Annotated in this window: 22 protein-coding genes and 1 pseudogene; all 23 read left to right on the top strand. The window is 40.9% G+C overall.

All coding sequences use genetic code 11. The annotated features are described in order from the left end of the window. The first annotated feature begins 12 nt into the window (after nt 1-12). Nucleotides 13-366, top strand: coding sequence for a helix-turn-helix domain-containing protein (locus ACIQYS_RS01005; protein ID WP_402973523.1), 354 nt, complete (start codon nt 13-15; stop codon nt 364-366). Nucleotides 367-556: 190 nt separating this feature from the next. Then, nucleotides 557-1060: an MFS transporter gene (locus tag ACIQYS_RS01000; RefSeq protein WP_402973520.1), complete on the top strand. Its 504-nt coding sequence runs from the start codon at nt 557-559 to the stop codon at nt 1058-1060. Between the two features lie 108 nt (nt 1061-1168). Then, nucleotides 1169-2842 carry a sigma-54 interaction domain-containing protein gene (locus ACIQYS_RS00995; RefSeq protein ID WP_402973517.1) on the top strand — a complete coding sequence of 558 codons (1674 nt, stop codon included), beginning with the start codon at nt 1169-1171 and terminating at the stop codon, nt 2840-2842. Between the two features lie 11 nt (nt 2843-2853). Continuing rightward, nucleotides 2854-3762, top strand: coding sequence for a ketopantoate reductase family protein (locus ACIQYS_RS00990; RefSeq protein WP_402973514.1), 909 nt, complete (start codon nt 2854-2856; stop codon nt 3760-3762). A gap of 247 nt (nt 3763-4009) precedes the next feature. Beyond that, nucleotides 4010-5155, top strand: coding sequence for an acyl-CoA dehydrogenase family protein (locus ACIQYS_RS00985; RefSeq protein ID WP_402973512.1), 1146 nt, complete (start codon nt 4010-4012; stop codon nt 5153-5155). A gap of 121 nt (nt 5156-5276) precedes the next feature. After that, nucleotides 5277-6893: a long-chain-fatty-acid--CoA ligase gene (locus ACIQYS_RS00980; RefSeq protein WP_402974064.1), complete on the top strand. Its 1617-nt coding sequence runs from the start codon at nt 5277-5279 to the stop codon at nt 6891-6893. Continuing rightward, a complete protein-coding gene (locus ACIQYS_RS00975) occupies nt 6880-7773 on the top strand; it encodes a 3-hydroxyacyl-CoA dehydrogenase family protein (RefSeq protein WP_402973509.1) in 894 nt (297 codons plus the stop codon). The genes ACIQYS_RS00980 and ACIQYS_RS00975 overlap by 14 nt, the downstream gene beginning before the upstream one ends. Then, nucleotides 7770-8543, top strand: coding sequence for an electron transfer flavoprotein subunit beta/FixA family protein (locus tag ACIQYS_RS00970; protein ID WP_402973506.1), 774 nt, complete (start codon nt 7770-7772; stop codon nt 8541-8543). Before ACIQYS_RS00975 ends, ACIQYS_RS00970 begins: the two co-directional genes overlap by 4 nt. Before the next feature lie 38 nt (nt 8544-8581). After that, the gene (locus ACIQYS_RS00965) at nt 8582-9559 is read left to right on the top strand and encodes an electron transfer flavoprotein subunit alpha/FixB family protein (protein ID WP_402973503.1); all 978 of its coding nucleotides are present in this window, start codon (nt 8582-8584) and stop codon (nt 9557-9559) included. A 24-nt stretch (nt 9560-9583) separates the two neighbouring features. Continuing rightward, on the top strand, nt 9584-10381 hold the full coding sequence (locus ACIQYS_RS00960) for a 3-hydroxyacyl-CoA dehydrogenase family protein (RefSeq protein WP_402973500.1): 798 nt from the start codon (nt 9584-9586) through the stop codon (nt 10379-10381). A gap of 110 nt (nt 10382-10491) precedes the next feature. Further along, nucleotides 10492-11071, top strand: a pseudogene (locus tag ACIQYS_RS00955) (acyl-CoA dehydrogenase family protein); the annotation flags it as partial. Between the two features lie 31 nt (nt 11072-11102). Further along, the gene (locus tag ACIQYS_RS00950; protein ID WP_402973497.1) at nt 11103-12299 is read left to right on the top strand and encodes a thiolase family protein; all 1197 of its coding nucleotides are present in this window, start codon (nt 11103-11105) and stop codon (nt 12297-12299) included. After that, on the top strand, nt 12299-12694 hold the full coding sequence (locus ACIQYS_RS00945) for a PaaI family thioesterase (protein WP_402973494.1): 396 nt from the start codon (nt 12299-12301) through the stop codon (nt 12692-12694). The genes ACIQYS_RS00950 and ACIQYS_RS00945 overlap by 1 nt, the downstream gene beginning before the upstream one ends. 11 nt (nt 12695-12705) lie before the next feature. Further along, nucleotides 12706-13869 carry a thiolase family protein gene (locus ACIQYS_RS00940; RefSeq protein WP_402974061.1) on the top strand — a complete coding sequence of 388 codons (1164 nt, stop codon included), beginning with the start codon at nt 12706-12708 and terminating at the stop codon, nt 13867-13869. 123 nt (nt 13870-13992) lie between these two features. Continuing rightward, nucleotides 13993-15291: an MFS transporter gene (locus tag ACIQYS_RS00935; protein ID WP_402973491.1), complete on the top strand. Its 1299-nt coding sequence runs from the start codon at nt 13993-13995 to the stop codon at nt 15289-15291. 65 nt (nt 15292-15356) lie between these two features. Next, nucleotides 15357-15770, top strand: a complete 414-nt coding sequence (locus ACIQYS_RS00930) for an acyl-CoA thioesterase (RefSeq protein ID WP_402973488.1) — start codon at nt 15357-15359, stop codon at nt 15768-15770. Between the two features lie 49 nt (nt 15771-15819). Next, complete coding sequence (locus ACIQYS_RS00925; RefSeq protein ID WP_402973485.1) at nt 15820-16608, top strand: enoyl-CoA hydratase/isomerase family protein; 789 nt, start codon at nt 15820-15822, stop codon at nt 16606-16608. Nucleotides 16609-16816: 208 nt separating this feature from the next. Further along, on the top strand, nt 16817-18466 hold the full coding sequence (locus ACIQYS_RS00920) for a long-chain-fatty-acid--CoA ligase (RefSeq protein WP_402973482.1): 1650 nt from the start codon (nt 16817-16819) through the stop codon (nt 18464-18466). A gap of 4 nt (nt 18467-18470) precedes the next feature. After that, nucleotides 18471-19253, top strand: a complete 783-nt coding sequence (locus tag ACIQYS_RS00915) for an enoyl-CoA hydratase/isomerase family protein (RefSeq protein WP_402973479.1) — start codon at nt 18471-18473, stop codon at nt 19251-19253. Nucleotides 19254-19385: 132 nt separating this feature from the next. Then, the gene (locus tag ACIQYS_RS00910) at nt 19386-19817 is read left to right on the top strand and encodes a PaaI family thioesterase (RefSeq protein ID WP_402973477.1); all 432 of its coding nucleotides are present in this window, start codon (nt 19386-19388) and stop codon (nt 19815-19817) included. A 282-nt stretch (nt 19818-20099) separates the two neighbouring features. After that, nucleotides 20100-20873, top strand: coding sequence for an SDR family oxidoreductase (locus ACIQYS_RS00905; protein ID WP_402973474.1), 774 nt, complete (start codon nt 20100-20102; stop codon nt 20871-20873). A gap of 533 nt (nt 20874-21406) precedes the next feature. Next, on the top strand, nt 21407-22489 hold the full coding sequence (locus tag ACIQYS_RS00900; RefSeq protein ID WP_402973471.1) for a zinc-binding dehydrogenase: 1083 nt from the start codon (nt 21407-21409) through the stop codon (nt 22487-22489). 44 nt (nt 22490-22533) lie between these two features. Then, nucleotides 22534-23370 (top strand): AhlS family quorum-quenching N-acyl homoserine lactonase, encoded by an 837-nt coding sequence (gene ahlS, locus ACIQYS_RS00895; RefSeq protein WP_402973468.1) that lies wholly within the window; start codon nt 22534-22536, stop codon nt 23368-23370. Nucleotides 23371-23372 lie beyond the last annotated feature (2 nt).

Below are 23372 nucleotides of genomic sequence, written 5' to 3'. Positions count from 1 at the left end.
AGGTGTTTTTGTATGGGCAAAAACGTGTATACAAGTGAGATTAAATGGGCAGTCGTAAAAGAAAAAATGAGTGGTCAGTTAACGACGAAAGAAATTATGGAGAAATACGGAATTAAGAATAAATCTCAAATTGAAACATGGAGGAGATGGTATAGAGCGAATGAAATTCATCGTTTTGACCAACCGATTGGCTTTGGAATTGGCCCTTTGGTAGGTGGTGTCCTAACAGAGTTTTTTGGATGGCGATATTTATTTGGCGTTTCGCTATTGTCGATCATTGGTCTACCGTTTTATTTTCGTTTACTCCCTCTTGAAAAATGGGAAAAAAAGGGGTTTGACTACGTTGGCATGCTTAATTTTTCGTAGGGATTGTCCTTTTTTTAAGTATTATCAGTTATTCCTGGCTATTCAGTCCTTTATTAATCGCGATACTAGTCATATTCTTTAAACATATTAACCGCCACAAAGAGCCGTTTTTACAGCCTACTTTAATAAAAGACCCTTCCTTTCTCTCGATTACTGCCATTGGTTTTTGTAACTTTTCGTTTTGTTCTTAATGCTATTACAACTTGCCAGGGTTTTCAAAATGGAAAGTGCTGTATTAATTGGTCTCACTCTATTTCCGGGAGCAATTACTGCGGTTGTGCTATCAATCGTAGCGGGAAAGATGGTTGATCGGATTGGTGCTAAGTGGGTAGCTCTTGGGGGGACTTTCCTGATGGCTATTGCAGGGTTAGTGGGAAGTTTATGTGGAAATCTTTCTATTGTTTTCATTATCGTTATTTTTAGTCTTTCAAGTAGCGGCTTTGTTTGTATAACAACAAGTTTGCCAAATATTTTAACGAAAATCTTGTCTAAAGATCAATTGCCAACAGGAATTGGCACACTTCAATTGTTTCAGTATATGGGAGGAGGAATCGGAATTGCCATTTCAGGAAATTTGCTCACTTATCACCATGATAGCCTACTGCGGTTTGGGTTGGTTTTTATTTTTTTGTTTGTATTATCGTTGATTCCGATTATTCTATCCCTGTATGCATCCCCCTTTGCAGCTCAATAAAGGAAGGCTGCTAGCAGAAAAAGTCAATGAAAAATGAAATTCTTGCCAGTTGGACTTTTGCATTATTCCGAAAATATAGGTAACATTGTTCAAGGGGGAGGGTTGAAAGTGATAGTAGTAGATAACTTACCGTTTTTCTGTCTTGAAACATCATTCAATGATGAAGTGATCAACATGAATGAGCGACTTTTATCCGATATGAAAAAAGACGTTATGCATAAGCCTATCAAAGAACTCTTTGAAGTATGGCATGCCGAGCAGGGAGATAGATTGATTCAAGCCCGATTGAACGATAAAAGCTATATTTTTTTAAAAGAGCAATTGACTGAGGATCGGAGTGTCTATGTCGGTATTCGGTCACGGGAACTTGAAAATAAAATCAGTGAGCTAAAGGAGTTACAGCTGCTAAATCGGCATCTGGATGCAGTCATTGAAAATTCCTACGACGGAATTTACATTACAAATCGGGATGGCGTTACATTGCGGACGAACTCGGCCATTGAAAGAATTACAGGAATTCCGAAAGAATACTATTTAAATAAGAACGTGGACGCTTTAGTGAAGCGAGGGATTCTTGAGAATTCTGTCACAGATAAAGTCATAAAAAATAAAAGAAGTGTATCCCTTGTGCAACTCAATTATTCAGGCAAAGAAACACTCCTTACGGGCAATCCGGTTTTCGATGAACAAGGCGAAGTGGAAGCCGTGGTGACGAATATCCGTGACTTATCCGATCTGAATGACTTGCAAACCGCACTTCGTAAAGCGAATGAATTAAATAAAAGCTACCAAGAGGAAATTGAAGGATTAAAAGGAAGCGGTACTTTCATAGATTTAAAGACCGTTGTGAAAAACAAACAGATGCAATCCATCTATGACACAGCTAAGCGAATTGCGAATGTGTCAGCTACGGTCCTGATTCTTGGTGAAACTGGAGTTGGTAAAGATGTACTGGCTAAATATATATTTAATGAAAGTGAACGGAGCAGAAGTGGCAAATATATTAAAGTGAATTGTGGTGCTATTCCTGCTAATTTACTTGAATCGGAATTGTTCGGGTATGCAGGAGGGGCTTTTACAGGTGCCAATAAGAATGGGAAACCAGGTATGTTTGAAATGGCAGATAAAGGCGTTTTGTTCTTAGATGAAATTGGTGAAATGCCATTGGATCTTCAAGTGAAATTGCTAAGGGTCATTCAAGAAAGAGAAATTCAGCGGGTTGGAGGTACGTCTACTAAAAAAATCGATGTTCGCCTGATTGCAGCAACGAATCGGAATTTAAAAGAGATGGTTCAGGAGGGTAAATTCCGTGAAGATCTCTATTATCGTTTAAATGTCATACCTATAGCCATCCCCCCTTTACGAGAGCGTAAAGAGGAGATTTATTCGTTAATCAAAATATTTTTGAATGATATAAATGTGAAGTATGGGATGAAAAAAGAATTAGATGCGGAGCTAACTGCTTTTTTTTACCGGTATCAATGGCCGGGAAATATAAGAGAGTTATCGAATTTACTAGAACAAATCGTACTGCTTAATAGGGAAGAACTGCTTAAGCTTGAACATCTTCCGGCCGAATACAAAAAAGAAGAATACTTTTATTCTATTAGAGATAATGAAACGATTACATTGAAAAAAGCGGTAGAACGAGCTGAGGAAAACGTGTTAAAGCAGGCAGCTGAAAAGTACATGACAACATATGACCTTGCAAAGGCTCTTGACACAAGTCAACCAACGATTGTTAGGAAACTGAAAAAGTATAATATTGTATTGAAAGGGTAGGGTAATCGTCTATGAAAATTGGAGTTATGGGAAGCGGAGCAGTCGGCTCTTTTTTCGGCAGTTTCTTTTCAGAAGCCGGGCATGATGTAACATACATTGCACGCGGGGCTCACTTAACCGAAATGAACAAAAATGGACTGACCATCATTAAAGAGAATGAAAAAATAGTAATTCAACAAGCATTTTCCGAAAATGTTGAAGACCTTGCCGACTGTGAACTCATCTTGTTTTGTGTGAAATCGGGGGATACGAAAGAGGTCGCAGAAAGGCTGAATGAAGTGATTCAGGAATCAGCTTATGTCATGACACTTCAGAATGGCGTGAGCAACGAAGAAACACTTGTCGAGTTATTCGGCAAAGAACGGGTACTGTCTGCAGCGGTATACGTTCAGGCGGAAGTCGAATCGCCCGGTGTCATACAACAAAGTGGAAGGTATAAACTTGTGATTGGTTCGTTAAGTGAAGATGGACAAGAAGTAGAAAAGAGGTTTTCAGAACTTTTCAAAGGAGCCGAAATCCCTACGGATATTTCTAAACAAATTTTATTGAGAAAATGGAAAAAATATTTATGGAATTTAATATTTAATCCGTTATCCGCAGCAACAGATCGGTCAGTCGGACAAATACTTGATGATCCTTACTTAAGGCAAATCGCATGGATGATTGGATTGGAATCCATTGAGATGGCCATATTGTCCGGCTATCCATTAAATGAAAAAGACGTCCAAATCGCTTTTCAAAATGCGGAATTTGCAAGAACACATACAACGTCGATGCTTCAAGACATTCGAAAGGGAAAAGTGTCGGAAGCGGAAGAGTTGGTAGGCTATTTAGTCAAAAAGGCTGATGGTCACGGGAAATCAATTAACACATTGAAAACAGTTTATTTACTATTAAAAAGTAAAGAAAGTTCCCTTTAAACCTGTATTTATTACAGGTTTTTTATTTTGTTTAGAATTAATGAACAAAAGTGAATCGGTAATTCATTTTTGAATCGCATACAGAAAGGATTGCACATGATTCGATTCAAAAATGAATTTATAGAGTAACTAGTAATATACAGAATCTTCAAAAAAACAAGAGGAAGAGCAATTTAAAGTTTGGCACGTAACTTGCAAGTACTACCATATAGTCATTGAGATTGACCATAAAAGGGAGGAAACGAGCATGCTAACACAATTGAAACCAGAAATTGAACAAATGAAACAAATGGTTCGGAACTATGTGGAAAGAGAAGTAGAACCTTACGCACAGCAAATCGAAGAGGAGGATAAAATTCCGCAGCATTTAATCGAACAGGCAAAAGAACTTGGATTGTTCGGAATGAGTATTCCTGAAGAGTACAGTGGAATCGGATTAAATACGGTTGGTAAAGCGATTGTCCTAGAACAGCTTGGTCGGACCCATAATGGTTTTGTGAGCTTGATCAGCGCACATACGGGGATAGGAAGTACCGGTCTAGTGAAATTGGCTTCTCCTTATTTAAAAGAAAAGTATTTGCCAGCAATGGCAGCCGGAGAAAAAATTGCGGCATTTGCGCTTTCAGAACCAGGAGCCGGATCTGATGCAACCAATTTAGAAACAAGAGCGGAAAAACGTGGCGATAAATGGATTGTAAATGGAACGAAACATTTTATTACAAACGCGCCGGTTGCGGATGTTTTTACCGTCTTTGCTTTAACGGATAAAGAAAAAGGGGCAAAAGGCGGCATTACCGCGTTCTTGATCGAGAAAGATTTTCCTGGTTTTACGATAGGAAAAATCGATAAAAAAATGGGGCTTCGTGGTTCTTATACTGCTCAGCTCATTTTTGAAGACTGTGAAGTGCCCGACGTAAATGTGATCGGAGAAGTTGGAATGGGCTATATGTCCGCGTTGAAAATTCTTGGTGAAGGGCGTGTTGGGCTCGCTGCCAGAGCAGTAGGATCTTGCGATAAATTGATCGAAATGTCTGCCACATATGCAAAAGAGAGGAAACAGTTCGGTAAGCCAATTGCGGATAACCAAGCGATTCAATGGATGCTCGCAGATATGGCAACGGAAACGGAGGCGGCCCGTATGCTGACATTGAAGGCAGCCCATATGATTGATGATGGAAAAAAGGTAATTAAAGAAGCGTCCATGGCGAAACTCTTTGCATCTGATGTATTTAATAGAGTTGCAGATAAAGCTGTTCAAATTCACGGTGGCATGGGATATGTAGCGGATTATCCAATTGAAAGATTTTATCGTGATGCACGCATCACGAAAATTTACGAAGGTACAAATGAAATTCAACGACTCATTATTGCTCGTAACGTATTAGAAGATTAATAGATACGCGGTTATTACTATAGACCGATAAGTTGTTGGGTGGCTAAAGTGTAGCGCATCGATTAATGAAAACGAGAAATGTATGAACAAATCATTGGAAGTGGGGGTGCAGATGGTGAAAATGACTGTAAATAAACCGTGGGAGCAATGGTATGAAAAGCGAACATTATCCATTCAGCTTCCAGAAAGTTCAATTTACGCTTTGCTCGAAAATACTGTTCAGCAGTTTCCGAACCATACAGCGATTATTTTTGAAGACGAGCCAACAAATTATATTACGTTAAAGACGCAAGTCGACAAACTTGCTGGAAAGTGGAAAGAGATTGGATTGAAAAAAGGGGATCGAATTGGACTGATGATGGCCAATCACCCTCTTTATATTGTAAGCTACTATGCCGCACAGGCATTGGGACTCGTTGTTGTCCAAGTGAACCCTATGTATACTTCCCGTGAGTTGATGCAGATTTTGATTGATTCACGTGCGCAATATATTGTGTTTGATAAGATAGCGAAACGCACAGTTGAAGAAATAAAAGGCGTGTATGCGTTTATACAGTGCTTTACGAGTGAAAATGACGACAGTGGATATGTATCACTTTCAACCCTGATTGACAATGGAACGGCAATAACTGGATCTGAAGACGTTAATCCGCATGAAGACGTCGCTGTTATTCAATATACTGGTGGAACAACTGGCGTCATGAAAGGGGCAATGCTCACGCATTACAATCTTACTTCCAATGTTGTTCAAAGTGTTGAAATGTATGGTGAGGCGATGATACCGGGTGAAGAAATAATCCTGACCGCAACACCGCTTTACCACGTCTATGCAATGACAAGTGCAATGAATCTTGGTATTTACATTGGCGCAACGGTTTTATTGTTTCCGAAGTTTGAAATAGAAACCGTTCTAACGAATGTAAGGAAATATCGACCGACTTTTTTTCCAGGAGTACCTAAAATGTATAATGCGTTCGTCAATTATCCACAGATCGAAGAATACGATTTGAAGTGTTTAAAATTTTGTTCATGTGGTTCCGCTCCGCTTCCTATCGAAGTCATTAAGCGTTTCGAAGAATTGACAGGTGCAGTCATTGGTGAAGGTTTTGGCTTATCTGAAGCCTCCCCTTCGACACACCGCAATCCGACATTTGCTAAACGAAAAATAGGGAGCATCGGCATACCATTTCCGGGTACCGATTGCATGATTATTGACGACAATGGTACAGAGTTAGGATCCAATTGTGTTGGTGAATTACTTATTAAAGGTCCCCAAATTATGAAAGGCTACTGGAATAGTGCGGAAGAAACGAGAAAGGCGCTACAGAACGGTTGGCTGTATACAGGTGACCTGTCGATGATGGACGAAGAAGGCTATTTTTATATTGTCGGCAGAAAAAAAGAAATGATTATTGTAGGCGGTTTTAATATTTACCCTCAGGAAGTAGAGAGTGTCTTATATGAACATCCAGATATTCAAGAAGCTGCAGTCGTCAGTATCCCTCAAGTGGAGCTCGAGGAAACGATTAAAGCGTTTATTGTTCCTAAAGATGGTGTCACAATCGATCTCGATGAAATAAAGGGGTATTGCTATACAAGATTAACTCCTTACAAAGTACCGAAGGAATTTGAAGTGATTGAAAAACTACCAAGAAATACAGTCGGTAAGCTATTAAAACGACTGCTTGTTAAAGAGGAATTAACGAAGAGGGGTGTGGGACAAGATGGAAAACAATGAAATTAAGCAAGTAGCGATTGTCGGTTCAGGTGCGATGGGTTCGCAAATTGCGATGGTTTGTGCGCTTGCAGGCCACCTGGTCACATTGCAAGATATTGAACCGGAAAGTCTTGTTAAAGCAAAGGCGTTTCTCCATGAACAGATGGAAAAGCGGGTTGTAAAAGGGAGATATACCCGGGAAGAAGTAGACAATGCATTTAAACGCCTGAATTTTACTGACAACATAGAGGACTTATCTAATGCAAATCTGGTGATTGAAGCGATCGCTGAAAAATTGGAAGCGAAACGTGAACTTTTTGCAAAGCTCGATAAAATTGTTGCCCCCCATACGATATTAGCGACAAACAGTTCAACAATTGTCAGTTCGAAACTAGCAGATGTCGTGAGCCATCCGGAAAGTGTTTGCAATATTCACTTCTTTAATCCTGTACTTGTCATGGAGATGGTTGAAGTGGTGAAGGGACCCCATACATCTGATGAAACGGCTGAGAAAAGTATGGCTTTTGTGAAAAGTATCCGTAAAACACCTGTCTTGTTGAAAAAAGAAATTTCCGGTTTTATCGCCAATCGAATTCTCGGCAAATTAATGGATGAGGCTTTATTTTTGTATGAAAATGGTTACGCCACACATGAAGAAATTGATCTTGTCTGTAAAAAAGCGTTGAATCACCCGATTGGTCCGTTTGCTTTAATGGATTTAACGGGCATCGATGTAAATTATTTTGTGCGGATGCAACGATATAACGAAAGTGGCGATGAACAGGACAAACCATCCCGTATTGTCACTGAAAAAGTGAAAAAAGGCGAGCTGGGTAAAAAGACAGGCAAAGGATTTTATGAATATGACGAAAAAGGAATCCGAGTGGAGGTAACGGTATGAAAATCTATGCACTATTGAAAAGAACATTTGATACAGAAGAGAAAATTGCAATCGCTAATGGGGAAATTGAGGAGAATGGTGCAGAATTTATCATTAATCCGTATGACGAATATGGCGTAGAAGAAGCGATTCTTCTACGCGATATTCACGGCGGAGAAGTGACGGTAGTGTCTGTCGGCAATGAGGATGCGGAAAAGCAATTGCGGACAGCGCTTGCAATGGGCGCAGATAAAGCAGTGCTTATCAATACGGAAGAAAATCTTGATGAAGGTGACCAGTATACAACAGCGAAAATCTTAACAGAGTATTTAAAAGATAAAGAAGCCGATATCATTTTTGCCGGTAACGTGGCGATTGACGGCGGAAGTGGTCAAGTCGGACCCCGTGTTGCAGAAGGACTAGACATTCCATACGCTACGACAATAACAAAAATCGATGTAAACGGTAGCGATGTCATTATTACGCGAGATGTTGAAGGGGATTCAGAAGTGATTCAGACGTCGCTACCTGTTCTTGTGACGTGTCAGCAAGGATTAAACGAGCCCCGTTATCCGTCGCTTCCGGGAATTATGAAAGCAAAGAAAAAACCGTTAGAAGTAATTGAACTTGACGATTTGGATCTTGAAGAAGAGGATGTGCAAGCAAAAGTAACAACGCTGGATATTTACCTTCCTCCTCAAAAGGCAGCGGGGCGCTTGCTTGAAGGTGAAATTTCTGAACAGGTGGGAGAACTTGTGAACCTGCTTCATACCGAAGCGAAAGTGATCTAAATCTAATGACAAAGCATAATGAAACGGGAGGAATAAAGATGGGGAAAAAGGTACTTGTTTTAGGTGAGATACGTGATGGACAGCTACGCAATGTATCGTTTGAAGCGATTGCTGCGGGTAAGAAAATTGCAGGGGACGGCGAAACGGTCGGTGTGTTGATCGGTGAATCAGTTACGAAGCTGGCGGAAGAACTCATTCATTACGGTGCGGACCGTGTCATAACAGTCGAAGATGCACAGCTCGCACAGTATACATCTGATGGCTATTCCCAGGCGTTCATGGCTGTATTGGATCAGGAAAAGCCAGATGGTGTAATTTTTGGCCATACAGCGCTAGGTAAAGATCTATCTCCCAAAATCGCGGCAAAAATCGATGGGGGTCTCGTTTCAGACGTAACATCGATCGAGGAAAAAGATGGAGAAGTCATTTTCACCCGTCCTATACATTCTGGGAAAGCGTTTGAAAAGCTGAAAGTGAAAAAAGGGATCGTCTTTGCTACGATTCGTCCGAATAATATTGCGCCGCTTCAAAAAGACATCCAACGTTCGGGTGAAGTTTTAAGTATCGCTGTAGTCATTACAAATCTGCGTACTATTATACAGGAAGTTGTTCGTAAAGCAGCAACCGGCGTCGATTTATCAGAAGCGAAAGTCGTCATTGCCGGGGGACGAGGGATGAAAAGTGCAGAAGGTTTTGAATTGTTAGATGGACTGGCAAAAGTACTTGGCGGCGCGGTCGGTGCATCCCGTGGGGCATGTGATGCTGATTTTTGCGACTACTCCCTGCAAATTGGTCAAACAGGGAAAGTAGTAACACCTGATCTATATATCGCCGTCGGAATTTCCGGAGCTATCCAGCATTTAGCAGGGATGTCGAACTCGAAAGTCATCGTTGCCATCAATAAAGATCCAGAAGCGAATATTTTCAAAATAGCAGATTACGGAATTGTCGGCGATTTATTTGAAGTGTTGCCATTGCTTACGGAAGAATTTGAAAGTTTAAGGGCAGTTCATTAATACAAATCTTAGGGAGGGATACTGGTGGAGAACATTTCCATTATAGGGGCAGGTACGATGGGTAGAGGAATCGCCCTCTCCTGTCTGGCGGCAGGTTATAACGTTAAAGTGCATGATGTAAATGAAGAATCGCTTCAAGTTTGTCGTCAATACATTGAAAAATACAGTGATAAAACATCCATCATCTATACAACGGACTTAAAAGAAGTAGCGCAAGAAGCGGACCTAATTATCGAAGCTGTTCTTGAATTGATGGACTTGAAAATAGCTGTCTTTAAAGAGCTTGATCAATACGCACCGGAAAAAGCGATTTTAGCGACGAATACGTCAACGATGAGTCCGACCGAAATCGCTGCGCAAACAAGTCGTCCCGAGCAATGTATTGCGCTCCATTTTTTTAATCCGGTACCTAAAATGAAGCTGATTGAAGTGATACGTGGACTAGAAACATCTGAAGAAACGATTGAAAGATGCTTGGCCTTCGGTAAATCCATCGGCAAAGAATGTGTGAAAATAAATGAATTCCCTGGTTTTGCGGTCAGTCGGATGAACTGTTTAATTGGCAATGAAGCTATGAATATGGTAATGGAAGGAGTCGGGTCAATCGAAGATATCGATAAGTCGATCAAACTTGGATTGAATCATCCGATGGGCCCTCTTGCCTTAGCTGATTTAGTCGGGCTCGATACACGTCTTCGAAATATGGAATACCTGTATGAAACACTTGGCGAAAAGTATCGTCCATGTCCGATTTTGAAAAAATACGTAAAAGCCGGTTGGCTCGGTAAAAAAAGCGGACGTGGATTTTATCAATATGACTAAAAGAGGTGCCGACCAATGAATTATAAGTTAGATGAAGACATTCAATTTTTAAAACGAAATGTGCGGGATTTTGTTCAAAATGAAGTAGAGAAAGTCGCAATGCAGATTGTTTTATCGAAGTAAAAGATTTTCCTGGCTTCCATGTAGGTACGGTTGAAAAAAATGGGATTGCGTGACTCTCATTCTGCCGAAATTATCATGAAAGATTGCGAGGTGCCCGCTGAAAATGTATTAAGTGGAGAAGGCATGGGGTACGTCAATGCCTTGAAAATCTTAACAAACGGGCGACCAAGACTTGCGGTAAGAAATTTAGGTTCCTGTCAGAAATTACTTGGTTTATCAGCGGTGTATGCAAAACAACGGGTCCAATTCCAAGTACCCATTATTGAACATCAGGCGGTTGCACATATGCTGGCGGAGATCGCAGTTGACAATGAAGCGGTCAGATCATTTACATATCGTGTCGCTTGGATGGTGGATGAAGGACAAAAAGTCATTAAAGAAGTGGCGATGTTAATGCTTTTCGGATCAGAAGTGTATAATCGTGTCGCCGATAAAGCACTGCAAATTCATGGTGGCATTGGCTAAACTTCAGATTATCCAATTGAACGGTTTTATCGTGATGCGAGAATTACCCAGATCTATGAAGGTACATCGGAAATACAAAAAAATATCATCGCAGGCCAATGAAATAAAGAATATTCCTAAGGGGGTCAATGTAATGAGTGAGCGTGTTGTCATTGTTGAAGGGGTACGCACACCGATTGGAAGATACGGTGGCACATTAAAAGAGGTTAATTCAGGATTTTTAGGTTCACATGTCATTGAAAAACTATTGGAAAAAACCTCTCTGTCACCTGACAAAGTAGATGAAGTCATTTTGGGAGAAGTACGGCAGACGACCGAATCATCGAATGTCGCTCGTGTCGCTGCCATTCGCGCCGGGATTCCTGTTGAAAAACCTGCTTTCACAGTCAATCGCCTTTGTGCTTCAGGCATGCAGGCAATCGCTTCCGGCATACAACAGATTCAATCCAATCAGGCAGCTATAGTTGTGGCTGGTGGTACGGAGAGTATGAGCAGTTCGGCCATTTACTTGCGAGGTGCCCGTTTCGGTGGAGATAAGACCTATTTAGTCGATTCTAATTTAGAAGCGGGTCAGCAACCGAAAGAACTATACGGAGAAAATATGGGCATGGGGATCACAGCTGAAAATGTTGCCGAAAAATACCGTATTTCTAGGGAAGATCAAGATGCCTTTGCAATCGAAAGCCAACAAAAAGCCGCTGCTGCGATTGAAAAAGGAAAATTTAAAGAAGAGATTGTTCCTTATGAAGTGAAGACAAAAAAAGGAACAATTCTCTTTGATACAGACGAACATCCACGACCTGAAACAACACTAGAAAAACTTGGCCAATTAAAACCGGCTTTTAAGAAAGAGGGAACCGTAACAGCTGGCAATGCGTGTGGTCGAAATGATGGTGCTTCAGCCGTTCTTTTGATGAGTGAATCAGCAGCGAAAGAACTATCACTAAAACCGCGAGCTGCAATCGTTGACTGGGCCGCGGTTGGCGTGCAGCCGGAAGTGATGGGAATCGGTCCGGTGCCTGCAATTCAAAAACTACTGGAAAAGACAAATTTGTCAATTGAAAAGATTGACTTATTTGAAATCAATGAAGCGTTCGCCTCTCAAGCACTTGCTGTGCAGCGCGAACTCAACATCAATTCAGAAAAGTTAAATGTCAATGGCGGAGCGATTGCGCTTGGACATCCTGTTGGTTCAACGGGATCACGGATTGTCATCACGTTAATGCACGAGTTGCAAAAACGAGGAGGGCGTTATGGGATTGCATCTCTATGTGTTGGCGGCGGGCAAGGAATGGCCATTTTAATCGAAAATTTACAGGGACGGAAATAATGAACGCTAGAGTCATGAAAGTCGATAGTTCTTCCTTCTTTGAGCATCTTGAAATGGTAAGAGAAAAAGATGATAAGGGGGCAGTTGTAATCTCAACAACCATTCAAGATATTCACAAAGACGAGATGGGCCACATCTCCAGTGGTCTTTATTACACTTTGCTTGATGCCACACTAGGTACGGCCGTATTAGGTCTAGTTGGAGGCATTCCATCAACTATTGATATGTATGTTCAAGTGTTTAAGCAAGAACAGATTGAAAAACTCACATGTAGAGGGTATCACATTCAAATGGCCGGGACCACAGGGAGTGGAAGAGGGGATATATTTGACGAAAGCGGTAACCTTATTGCAAGTGGAATGGCAACGTTTAAAGTACGAAAAGAGACTAGGTGAAAGAAGGTGTGATGATGACGGAACCGGTTATTGTATCAGCAGTAAGAACAGCAATCGCCAAACAAGGGGGGGCACTCGCGGAAGTACCGTATTATGAATATGGAGCGCAAGTGATGATAGAAGCTGTTAAAAGGGCACGACTTAATAAGGAGGAAATTGATGATGTCATTTATGGCAACTGTTTAAGTGGTGGCGGCAATGCAGCGCGGATGACGTTGCTAGAGGCAGAATTTCCTGTTACTGTGCCTGGATTGACAATTGATCGTCAGTGCGGATCATCGATTAATAGTGTAGCGCTTGCAGCCGATTTGATCCGAGCAGGAAGAGGGACAATTTTTTTAGCGGGGGGCGTGGAAAGCATGTCGCGTTCTCCACATTTGCTAGCGCCGGCATCACGTACTTATGACCGGCAGCCTCCGACTTTTGTCAAAAGACAATTATCGCCAACAAAGATAGGTGATCCACCGATGGGAATCACAGCAGAAAATTTGGCGGAAAAGTATGACATCTCACGTGAAGAACAGGACAACTATGCAATAGAAAGCCAGAGAAGAATGGCAAAGGCAATGGAAGAAGGATTCTTTGAGGAGCAAATCATCCCCATTCAAGTAAAAGTAGGAAAAGAAACCGTCATATTTGACCGCGATGAGCACCCTCGCCCGGGAACGACAAAAGAAAAACTGATGAAACTTCGGCCGGTCTTTAAGGAAGATGGTTCAGTAACGGCCGGCAACTCTTCCGGTGTTAACGATGGTGCGTCAGCTGTTGTTATTATGTCCGCGGAAGAAGCGGAAAAGCGTGGACTAGAAGTCATGGCGCGTGTTGTAGACTCCCAAGTTACGGGTGTAGATCCTAACATCATGGGGATTGGACCAGTGCCAGCTGTGCAGGAACTGTTAAAGCGGAATAACTTAACAGTGGAAGATATTGATATTGTTGAGTTAAATGAGGCGTTTGCGGCCCAGGTACTTGCCTGTAATCGGAGTTTAAAGATACCCCATGAAAAATTGAATGTAAATGGAGGTGCGATCGCGCACGGCCATCCTATTGCAGCTACGGGGGGAATGCTCGTCGCCAAAGCAGTGTATGAAATGAAAAGAAGAAGTGCTAAACGGGCAATTGTAACTGCCTGCATTGGTGGGGGACAAGGAATAGCTTTGCTTCTTGAAAAATAAGGATAAGGTAATGAGATCAAAAGGCACCTAACTATTTTAATAGGGAAATAAGTGAAAGATGCACTGAATGTTACAAAAGAGTTTGCGATAAGGACAAAATGAGGGAAGAAAAGGGGGATTTGTATGCGCTGGTTTGTTCTTTTTCTACTATTTTTTGGTGCGGTTATTAACTTTGCTGACAAGTCAATTGTGGGACTTGCAGCTGTAGCCATTATGAAGGAGCTGGATTTGTCTTATGCAGCGTGGGGATTAGTCGGTAGTAGCTATTACTGGCTGTATCCTATTACGGGGATTTTTGGTGCAGCGTTAGCGGATCGTCTAGGAGCAAAGAAAATACTTGGTGTCCTTATGATAACGTGGGCTATTTTACAGTTTGGAGTTCTTGCAATTACTGCATTACCGTTACTCATCATTTACAGGGTATTACTCGGTGTATTCGAGGCACCATTCAGCCCTGTTGCGTATAGCCATGCGAATAAATGGTTCCCATCTAAACTAAGGGGATTTGCAAATTCTGTTATCGTATCTGGTGGTACAGTCGGGGCTATGGTTGTTGCCCCAGTCCTGGTTGCGTTAATCGCCACTTTAGGCTGGAAAGTCGCTTTTGCCTGTCTTGGTGCCGCAAGCATCGTTTGGTTCTTCTTATTCCAATTTTTCACTAGAGAAAATCCTGTTAAAGTGTACAAAGAAAAACAGAAGGAAAAGAAAGTAAAACTAGAGAAATTTAAATTGAAAGATTTTCTAAAGGTACTCGGTTCGCCGACTGCTTTATTTACAACGCTTGCCTATTTTTCTGCGTATTTTCTTGTTGTCTGGTTTGGGGTTTGGCTGCCTATTTATTTGGTAGAGGTCGTGCAAATGTCTGCCATTCAAATGGGATATGCTGTGGCGATCATTGGTGTTGCTTCTATCCTTATCTATGTCGGCGTGTCGATGCTGTCCGATCATTTATTTAAGAAAAACCAAAACTGGCGTCTATCCAGGGTATATATAGTTGCTGGAGCGATGATCATCGGTGCATTATTTATGGCATCCAGTACGGTCTTTCAAAATCCGGTGTGGGTTGTAGTTGCAATGTGTATTGCGAAAGGTCTCACATACGCTATATTGCCAATTGGTCCAACGATCATGATGAATGAATTACCTGAAAGGAGTGGCTTGATGACGAGTATCTTGACATCATCAGGTAACCTTGCAGGTATTGTAGGACCGCTTCTCACAGGTTCCCTTATAGCTTTAGCCGGAGCAAATAAAATAGCGGGTTATAATTTATCTATTTTATTTATGGCTGGTCTCGTCTTGGTTTTGGGGATTCTTTTTGCCATTTTCGTTAAACCGATATCGTTAAAGAAAAACGAGGATGTATCACATCCGAAATTTACAAGTAATGACAGAAAAGGCGATGATTCTGTAATTGTCTGACAAAAGTTTAATTCCGCAAGGTAAGCGATCCGCAACAGATGACAACCGCTTAAGGAGGTTAAAAAATGAAACATATTCCTGAAATCGATGTCTATATAAGGTTCTGCGAAACTGATGCAGCAGGCCATGTCAATAACACAAGTTATTTCATCTACATGGAAGAAGCGCGGACAAAATTCTTTGAAGCAATTGGGTTTGGAAGAAGTGAGCGATCGAATGTAGATTTTATAATCGCGTCAACCCAATGCGATTTTTTAGCCCAATCTTATGCGGGAGAAAATTTAAGCATCTCAACATCGGTTGCTAAAGTAGGTTACAAAAGTTTTATGATTACCCATGAAATCAAAACTTCTGATAAGGGAGCGATCGTCGCGCTTGGAACTGCGGTCATTGTCTGCTTTAACTTTCAGGCACAAGAAACGGTGTCGATTCCCTCTGGGTTGCGTTCAGTTCTAGAAAAATGTTTAGCAGCTGTTTGATTTATTTATCGTGATTATACGTCATAAAAGATAATGGAGGAGAAATGAGATGAGCGAACTTACCATCAGTACAAAGGATGGGATCAGGACTTTGATGTTAAACCGACCAGAAAGACTCAATGCGATTAACGCTTCTCTTAGTTTACAAATGGAACGGGCTTTGACAGAAGCCTCTATAGACGACGAGGTTCGTGTAGTTGTCATCACTGGGGCAGGACGGGGATTTTGTTCGGGGCTTGATTTGAAGGATCGGAAAAACAGAGATGCTTCCTCAACGTCACGTTACAAGCGATTGGATGAACTGGATTGGGTGGGGCGTCAGGCGCTCGGAATTGTTCAGTGCGATAAACCGGTCATTGCTGCGATCAATGGAGTTGCAGCGGGGGCGGGGTTGTCATTGGCTTTGGCTTGCGATATACGTTTTATATGTAAAGATGTGCAGGTAACGACCGGATATATCCGTCGCGCATTGACCCCGGATGCTGGAATGAGTTATTTCTTGCCAAGACTTGTTGGACATGGAAAAGCAGCTGAGCTCATTTTTACCGGTCGTGAAATTACTGCTGATGAAGCAGAACGCATCGGACTTGTGAATGGTGTGTTTGCTGCAGACGAATTTCATGAACGTGTCATGGAATTCGCAAGGGGGCTTGCAGACGGTCCCCCGGTCGCCTTAACACTTTCGAAACGGTTATTGACAACAAGTTCGGATGAGGATTTAACAACCGTATTAAAAAATGAGATTAAAACCATTCGAACCTGTTTCGAGACGGAAGATTCAACCGAGGGTGTACAAGCATTCGCGGAAAAGCGTAAACCAGTTTTTAGCGGAAAGTGATTACACTATACGTCAAGAAAATGGAGAATGAAGAAGATGAGAAGACGTAGTTGGAAGAATTCAGCATATTCAAACCGTAAAAGAACTGATAACAGAGATGGTGTCAGAGGCAAAGCGAACTGTAGACAAATTGGAGTTAATCTCTACTAACATAAACGCTTAAAGATGGTTGTTTTTCCAGAAAAAAGAATGATAGAGGAGTGGGGAAATGAATAAACCTTGGACACCATCTTATCCGAAAAATGTCCCTTATGAAACCGAAATCCCATCGCTTTCTTTATACGATTTATTGAGAAATTCTGCAGAGCGTCATCCGGATCAGAAAGCAGTGATAGATGGTGATCAGGAAATCACATATTCTGAACTGAAAAATGCTTCCGATCGCTTAGCGGGATCGTTATATCGGAAAGGGTTTAGAAAAGGTGATCGTATTGCGTTGATGCTTCCAAATTGCATCGAATATATCATTTCCTTTTATGCAATCCATCGCTTGGGCGGGATTGTAGTTCAGATAAATCCAATGTATCAAACATTTGAATTAGACTATATTTTGAAGGATTCTGAAGCAGGCTGGTTTATCGGTCATGCTGAACAAAAGAAGAAGTTAGAGAATATTGGCTTGAGTAATCAGCTCAATATCATTTTAGCTGATAGGAATAGACAGGAAGAAGATAGCCTTTATGATTGGATTAATAAAGGAACTCATGAACTCCCCGAGCTGAACATTCAACCAGAAAAAGATTTAGCACTCCTGCAATATACAGGAGGCACAACGGGAAGGTCCAAAGGGGTTATGTTGACGCATTTCAATATAACCTCCAATGTCTATCAGGATCGCCTCTATACAGCAGAAGCACTTCAACTTCAAGAATCTGGTGAACGAATGTTAGGTTTGTCGCCATTGTTTCATGTATTTGGGATGGCTCGTTTGAATAGTGCTATATACGCTGCTTGCACGTATATTACGATCGACAAGTTTGAAATTAATAAGGTTGTAGATTTGATTCGGAAATATCGGCCGACTATTTTTCCCGGTGTGCCTGCAATGTATATTTCCTTATTGAATCATCCCGATTTAACGGCGGACGATTTAAGTTGCTTTAAATACTGCAGTTGCGGTTCAGCACCACTCCCAGTAGAGATCATCAATCAATTCAAACAAAAGTTTGATGTACCCATTTTCGAAGGATTTGGCATGACAGAAACAGGACCGACGACGCACCGGAACCCTGTTAGTGGAAAAAGGAAAGTAGGCAGTATTGGTTTGCCGTATCCTAATACCGATGCCAAAATTGTGGATATTGAAACTGGGACAATGGAAATGCCTCCAGGGCAGGCAGGGGAACTAGTTGTGAAAGGACCTCAGATCATGAAGGGATACTGGAAAAATCCAGAGGAAACTTCCGTAGCATTGCGTGATGAATGGCTACACACTGGCGACATTGCCACGATGGACGAAGAGGGCTATTTCTTTATTGTCGGAAGAAAGAAAGAGATGATTATTGCGAGTGGTTATAATATTTACCCGGTTGAAGTGGAAGAAGTGATCTATCAGCATCCGGGAATCGAGGAAGCATGTGTCTATGGCGTTCCTGATTCATATAGTGGAGAAGCGGTCAGGGCAGCCGTCGTACTCAAAAAAGGAGTCCGTGTAACTGAAGAAGAAATTATAGCGTGGTGCACTGGGAAATTGGCCAAATACAAGGTACCGCGAGTAGTCGAATTCAAAAAGCAGTTACCGAAATCCACGGTAGGGAAAATATTGAAACGTGTACTAGTGGAAAAAGAAATCGAGAGGCATAAAGTACTGCAGGAAGTATCTGGAAATTCTTTACTTCTAAAAAATAAGGGTGGGTGAAGAGATGAATAACTATCAAAACATCTTAGTAGAAAAATCAAAACAGCTTGCTTACATTATTATTAATTTACCTGAACAGCGAAATCCATTAAGTAAAGAAACACTTCGTGAAATGAAAGACGCGCTCGAGAGATTAAAAGATGATAAAGAAACGAATTGTATTATTTTCACGGGGCAAGGAGATAAGTCATTCGCTGCTGGGGCTGATATCAGTCAGCTTAAAAAACGCAAACCTTTGGATGTATTCACACCCGGCGGTATGCAGGAAATCTATGATTATATCGAAGCGTATGACAAACCGACAATTGCAATGATTAACGGCTTCGCACTGGGAGGTGGCTGTGAATTGGCGATGGCGTGCGATATTCGAATCGCCTCTACAAATGCAAAGTTCGGTCTTCCTGAGTTGAATCTTGGCATTATTCCAAGTGCGGGCGGCACGCAACGAATGGCTCGCTTGATCGGGAAAGGAAAAGCGGTTGACTTAATTTTAACAGGGAAAATTATTACAGCTGAAGAAGCGGAAAGAATCGGACTTGTTTCAGAAACCGTCCCATTAGTTGAATTAAAAGAAGCGGTGGAAAAAACAGCGGCTCAAATCCTTTCGAAAGGTCCGTTAGCTGTGAAACTTGCAAAGATGGTCATTCATGCTGGATTTGACGCGGATATGAAAACAGGTTTACTAATCGAAAAGCTTTCCCAAGCCATACTTTTTTCAACCGAAGATAAAAACGAAGGAATAAGCGCTTTTTTACAGAAACGCACTCCGGAATTTATCTCAAAGTGAATTTTTACTAAAAGCTGCAATATCGTGAATTTTACGATGTTGCGGCTTCCCGATTGATGAGAACAAGATACACTTCGTATTAAAAAGAAACGGTTTCTCTCAGATATGAATGCGAAGGGAGTGATGATTTCAATGACTGTGGAAGTAATCAAGAGAGAATTTGAACAATCGCCCTATCTTCAACATCTTGGAATAACAATCCAATCTTTTGAAGAAGGAAATCTGGAACTTAAATTAATTGTGGAAAATTTTCTATTAAATAAGTATGGAACCCTCCATGGGGGTGTATATGCCTCTGTGTTGGATCTGATCCAGCGTATGCACCTGTGTTCAGTTACCGGAACAAGGTGTAAGTCAATCAGTTCAACTGTCCATTTCACTGCTCCAGTAAAAACAGGGGCTATCTATGCACACGCATCCATCATTTCGATGACTTATAAAACTGCTTTTGTAGAGGGGATTCTCAGAGATGCGGATGGAAAAATCATCTCAAAAGGCACGGGGACTTTTCAATTAATTCGTGTTGATTCCAAAGTGGCAAGTGCCTTTGGGAACAGAAAATAGGATTATTCAACCGTAAAATTCGATTTGCAACAGTTGACTAAATTTCCGATATAGTAGCTACTTAAGAATTCCTGAGAATCAAGCACATGTAATTGTGTAAGTGGCTGTGTCACCAGAAACGAAAAGATAATAAATAGAAAGCTAGCAAATTGTAATATTTGGGGTGCTTTATTGTAAAGGAGGATCGTCAATAGACGGTCTTTTTGTTTGTCTATCAATGGTCAGCAGGAAGTTGTTCCTAAAGACTAAAAAAAAATAACTGAAATAGAAAGGAAGATGACAATGAAGGTGTCAGAAATGTTTGATCTAACGAACCAAGTCGCAATTATCACAGGTGGAGGCCGAGGTCTCGGTAAACAGATCGCCGAGGTGTATGCTGAAATGGGGTGTCAGTTGGCCCTTTGTTCTAGGAAAAAGGAAAATTGCGATGAAGTAGCTAAGATGATGTCTCATGAATACGGGGTCAAAGCGGAAAGCTATGCACTGGATGTTACGGATGAAGCACAGGTGGAAGAGGTGGTTGGTCAAATTTTGAAAGACTTTGGCCAGATCGATATCCTTGTGAATAACAGTGGAGCAACTTGGGGTGCTCCAGTGGAAGAAATGCCCCTAGAAGCATGGAGGAAAGTGATGGATGTTAATGTAACAGGTACTTTTTTAATGAGTAAGTCCGTAGGCAAACACATGATAGAGAGAAATTACGGCAAGATTGTCAATATCGCTTCAGCCGCAGGGTTATCCGTTAGACCGCCTGAAATTACGAATTCGATCGGATACACGACAAGTAAAGCAGCGGTCATTCACTTTACAAAGGACTTAGCAATCAAGTGGGCCAGACACAATATTCATGTTAATGCCATTGCCCCAGGTATGTTCCGAACGAAGATGACCAAAGGCACCCTGGATCAAAAGGAAGAAGCCGTTATTAAGACAATTCCGCTTAATAAGATTGGGGATGAACATATGTTAAAAGGAGCTTCTTTATATTTAGCAACGAAGTCGAGCGACTTTGTGACAGGAACAGTGTTGAGTGTTGATGGCGGGAGTACATTATAAAGTAAAACTTACTAGTAAAAATTGATTAAATGCAAGGGGTTACAGTAGTTTAACAAATAAAAGAATTACTTTTGATTTATCCATTACTTTTGTTGGCTTTGATGATAATAGTAATTGTTTGTTCTTCTAAATCAGGGTTAAAGAAAAATTCATCTAATTCAAATGGGAGTGCGTCCAAAGGGAAACGATAGTTCTGAAGACGGAACACCTTGAAAAGGCGGGGAAGTAGTAATAGCCGAAGAACTTAGAACGTTAAATCAAAAGTATTTTCTACACCCTCCTTCACCGGTAAAGACAGAAAATGAACCGGCTTTCATTTTTACAGAAGGAAAAGGGTTTCGGATAAACTCAAAAGACACACTTTATTCGGCTAAAGTGTGTCTTTTGCTATGTATAAAATGAAGAGTGTTCTCAATTAATGAACTTATTCCAAAAAAAAGAGATATTTTTGAAAGTCCTTGAATAGATTAGGAAATAGCCAATCAGTCATAATTTGTTATGGCCATTTTTAATATGATATCGGGGGTTCTTTAATGAAGGGAAAAGTTGCAGTAATGACCGAACCGGAAAAGATGGTTTTTGAAGAGTATGAATTACCGAAGGCTGCTAAAGATTCTATATTAGTCCGTGTAATCAGGACGAATGTATGTGGATCTGAACTGCATATTTGGAAAGGGTTACATCCCACGAAAAAATCCGGCGTTATGGGACATGAAATGGTAGGTGAGATTGTAGAACTAGGGGAAGGTGTTACGACAGACTATGCGGGACAACCAGTACAGGTGGGAGATCGTATTGCAGCAGCTTATTTTTTGACCTGTAAGAAATGTAAACACTGTTTACAGGGGTATGCGAATTTATGTGAAAATGCCTATGAGTATTGGAGCAAAGAAGCACATGAGTATCCCCATTTTCATGGATCGTTTGCTACGCATTACTATATCCATCCGAATCAATATTTTTATAAAGTACCTGACAATGTTCCAGATGAGGTAGCAGCGGGTGCAAATTGTGCTCTATCCCAAGTATATTTTGGTATTGAAAAATCGGGACTTAAATATGGAGATACGGTTGTGATCCAAGGTGCAGGTGGACTTGGTTTGAATGCTACGGCAGTTGCGAAAATGTTTGGAGCTAAAGTGATTGTCATTGACACTGTACCTAATCGTCTTGAGTTAGCCAAAAGATTCGGCGCTGACGAAATAGTGTCGATGGAAGAATATAAAACTATTGAGGAACGCATAGAGAAAATAATGTTGCTAACAAATGGGATTGGAGCAGATGTTGTTATGGAACTAACAGGAGTTCCTGCAGCACTAGCTGAAGGTATTCATCTCATTAAATCAGGCGGTAAATATATTTCGATTGGTAATATTTCTCCTGGCAAATTAACCGAGTTTGATCCAGGATTAATGACTAGAAAAAATATTTCCATAATAGGACTCATTCGTTATGAACCTTGGTATTTATATAAATCATTAAAGTTTTTGAGTTCGAATATTAACAAATATCCATTCAGTGAAATTCTTGCTTGTGATTTTACATTAGAAGATCTATCAAAAGCTTTAGATGCTTCCTTTAATCGTGGAGTGACGCGTGCCTCAATAGGAATTTAAACAACTGAATAAAAAAAATATAAAATATATTGGAGGAATAGATAATGTGTAATTCAAAAAAAGTTTACGTACTTGATACAGGTACGATGAAGATGGATAAAAACTATATGATTTCGATGCACAATCCTGCAAGTATATCTAATCCGAGTCCTAAATCAGAATTTGTGGAGTTTCCGGTTTTCGCTGTATTAATCGATCATCCGGAAGGAAAGATTTTATTTGATACGGGATGTAACCCAGAAGGTATGGGAGACGATGGGCGTTGGCCAAAAGGAATTCAGCAACTTTTCCCTGCGTTTCAAAATGAAGAATGTTATTTAATCAATCGATTAGAACAGTTAAAAGTACGTCCAGAAGATATTAAATATGTAGTAGCTTCGCACTTACATTTAGATCACGCTGGATGCTTAGAACTTTTTACAAATGCAGAAATTATCGTACATGATTCCGAACTGCAAAATGTAATGAAAACCTTTGCGATGACTCGAAATATGGGTGCCTATATATGGGGAGATGTGATGGCGTGGATTAAGAATGAGCTACGCTGGCGAACGATCAAGCCGACTGAAAAAGAAGTGAATTTAGTAGAAGGTATTAAAATAATAAACTTTGGTCCAGGACATGCATATGGGATGCTAGGTTTGCATATTGAATTGCCTGGCACTGGGAATTTACTATTAGCTTCGGATGCATTGTACACGGCAGAAAGTTTAGGGCCACCGGTTAAACCACCTGGGATTTTATATGATTCGGTTGGTTATAATTCTACAGTTGAACGGATTAGAAGCTTCGCTGAAGAGAACAACTCGACCATTTGGTTTGGACATGATGAAAAACAATTTAAAACATTGATTAAGTCTACTGAAGGGTACTACGAATAAGA

The organism is Psychrobacillus sp. NPDC096426 (genome assembly GCF_044762745.1).
Classification (GTDB): Bacteria; Bacillota; Bacilli; order Bacillales_A; family Planococcaceae; genus Psychrobacillus.
Note: the sequence above shows the minus strand (reverse complement) of the source record. Positions and strands in the feature narration are given on the sequence as shown.

Bases quoted from the DNA above. Each gene is read 5' to 3' on its own strand.
- ACIQYS_RS00965 (WP_402973503.1), top strand. From the start codon at position 8,582: ATGGGGAAAAAGGTACTTGTTTTAGGTGAGATACGTGATGGACAGCTA.
- ACIQYS_RS00925 (WP_402973485.1), top strand. From the start codon at position 15,820: ATGAGCGAACTTACCATCAGTACAAAGGATGGGATCAGGACTTTGATG.
- ACIQYS_RS00920 (WP_402973482.1), top strand. From the start codon at position 16,817: ATGAATAAACCTTGGACACCATCTTATCCGAAAAATGTCCCTTATGAA.
- ACIQYS_RS00940 (WP_402974061.1), top strand. From the start codon at position 12,706: ATGATGACGGAACCGGTTATTGTATCAGCAGTAAGAACAGCAATCGCC.
- ACIQYS_RS00945 (WP_402973494.1), top strand. From the start codon at position 12,299: ATGAACGCTAGAGTCATGAAAGTCGATAGTTCTTCCTTCTTTGAGCAT.
- ACIQYS_RS00910 (WP_402973477.1), top strand. From the start codon at position 19,386: ATGACTGTGGAAGTAATCAAGAGAGAATTTGAACAATCGCCCTATCTT.
- ahlS (WP_402973468.1), top strand. From the start codon at position 22,534: ATGTGTAATTCAAAAAAAGTTTACGTACTTGATACAGGTACGATGAAG.
- ACIQYS_RS00990 (WP_402973514.1), top strand. From the start codon at position 2,854: ATGAAAATTGGAGTTATGGGAAGCGGAGCAGTCGGCTCTTTTTTCGGC.
- ACIQYS_RS00975 (WP_402973509.1), top strand. From the start codon at position 6,880: ATGGAAAACAATGAAATTAAGCAAGTAGCGATTGTCGGTTCAGGTGCG.
- ACIQYS_RS00900 (WP_402973471.1), top strand. From the start codon at position 21,407: ATGAAGGGAAAAGTTGCAGTAATGACCGAACCGGAAAAGATGGTTTTT.
- ACIQYS_RS00980 (WP_402974064.1), top strand. From the start codon at position 5,277: ATGACTGTAAATAAACCGTGGGAGCAATGGTATGAAAAGCGAACATTA.
- ACIQYS_RS01000 (WP_402973520.1), top strand. From the start codon at position 557: ATGCTATTACAACTTGCCAGGGTTTTCAAAATGGAAAGTGCTGTATTA.
- ACIQYS_RS00905 (WP_402973474.1), top strand. From the start codon at position 20,100: ATGAAGGTGTCAGAAATGTTTGATCTAACGAACCAAGTCGCAATTATC.
- ACIQYS_RS00930 (WP_402973488.1), top strand. From the start codon at position 15,357: ATGAAACATATTCCTGAAATCGATGTCTATATAAGGTTCTGCGAAACT.
- ACIQYS_RS00950 (WP_402973497.1), top strand. From the start codon at position 11,103: ATGAGTGAGCGTGTTGTCATTGTTGAAGGGGTACGCACACCGATTGGA.
- ACIQYS_RS00970 (WP_402973506.1), top strand. From the start codon at position 7,770: ATGAAAATCTATGCACTATTGAAAAGAACATTTGATACAGAAGAGAAA.
- ACIQYS_RS01005 (WP_402973523.1), top strand. From the start codon at position 13: ATGGGCAAAAACGTGTATACAAGTGAGATTAAATGGGCAGTCGTAAAA.
- ACIQYS_RS00935 (WP_402973491.1), top strand. From the start codon at position 13,993: ATGCGCTGGTTTGTTCTTTTTCTACTATTTTTTGGTGCGGTTATTAAC.
- ACIQYS_RS00915 (WP_402973479.1), top strand. From the start codon at position 18,471: ATGAATAACTATCAAAACATCTTAGTAGAAAAATCAAAACAGCTTGCT.
- ACIQYS_RS00985 (WP_402973512.1), top strand. From the start codon at position 4,010: ATGCTAACACAATTGAAACCAGAAATTGAACAAATGAAACAAATGGTT.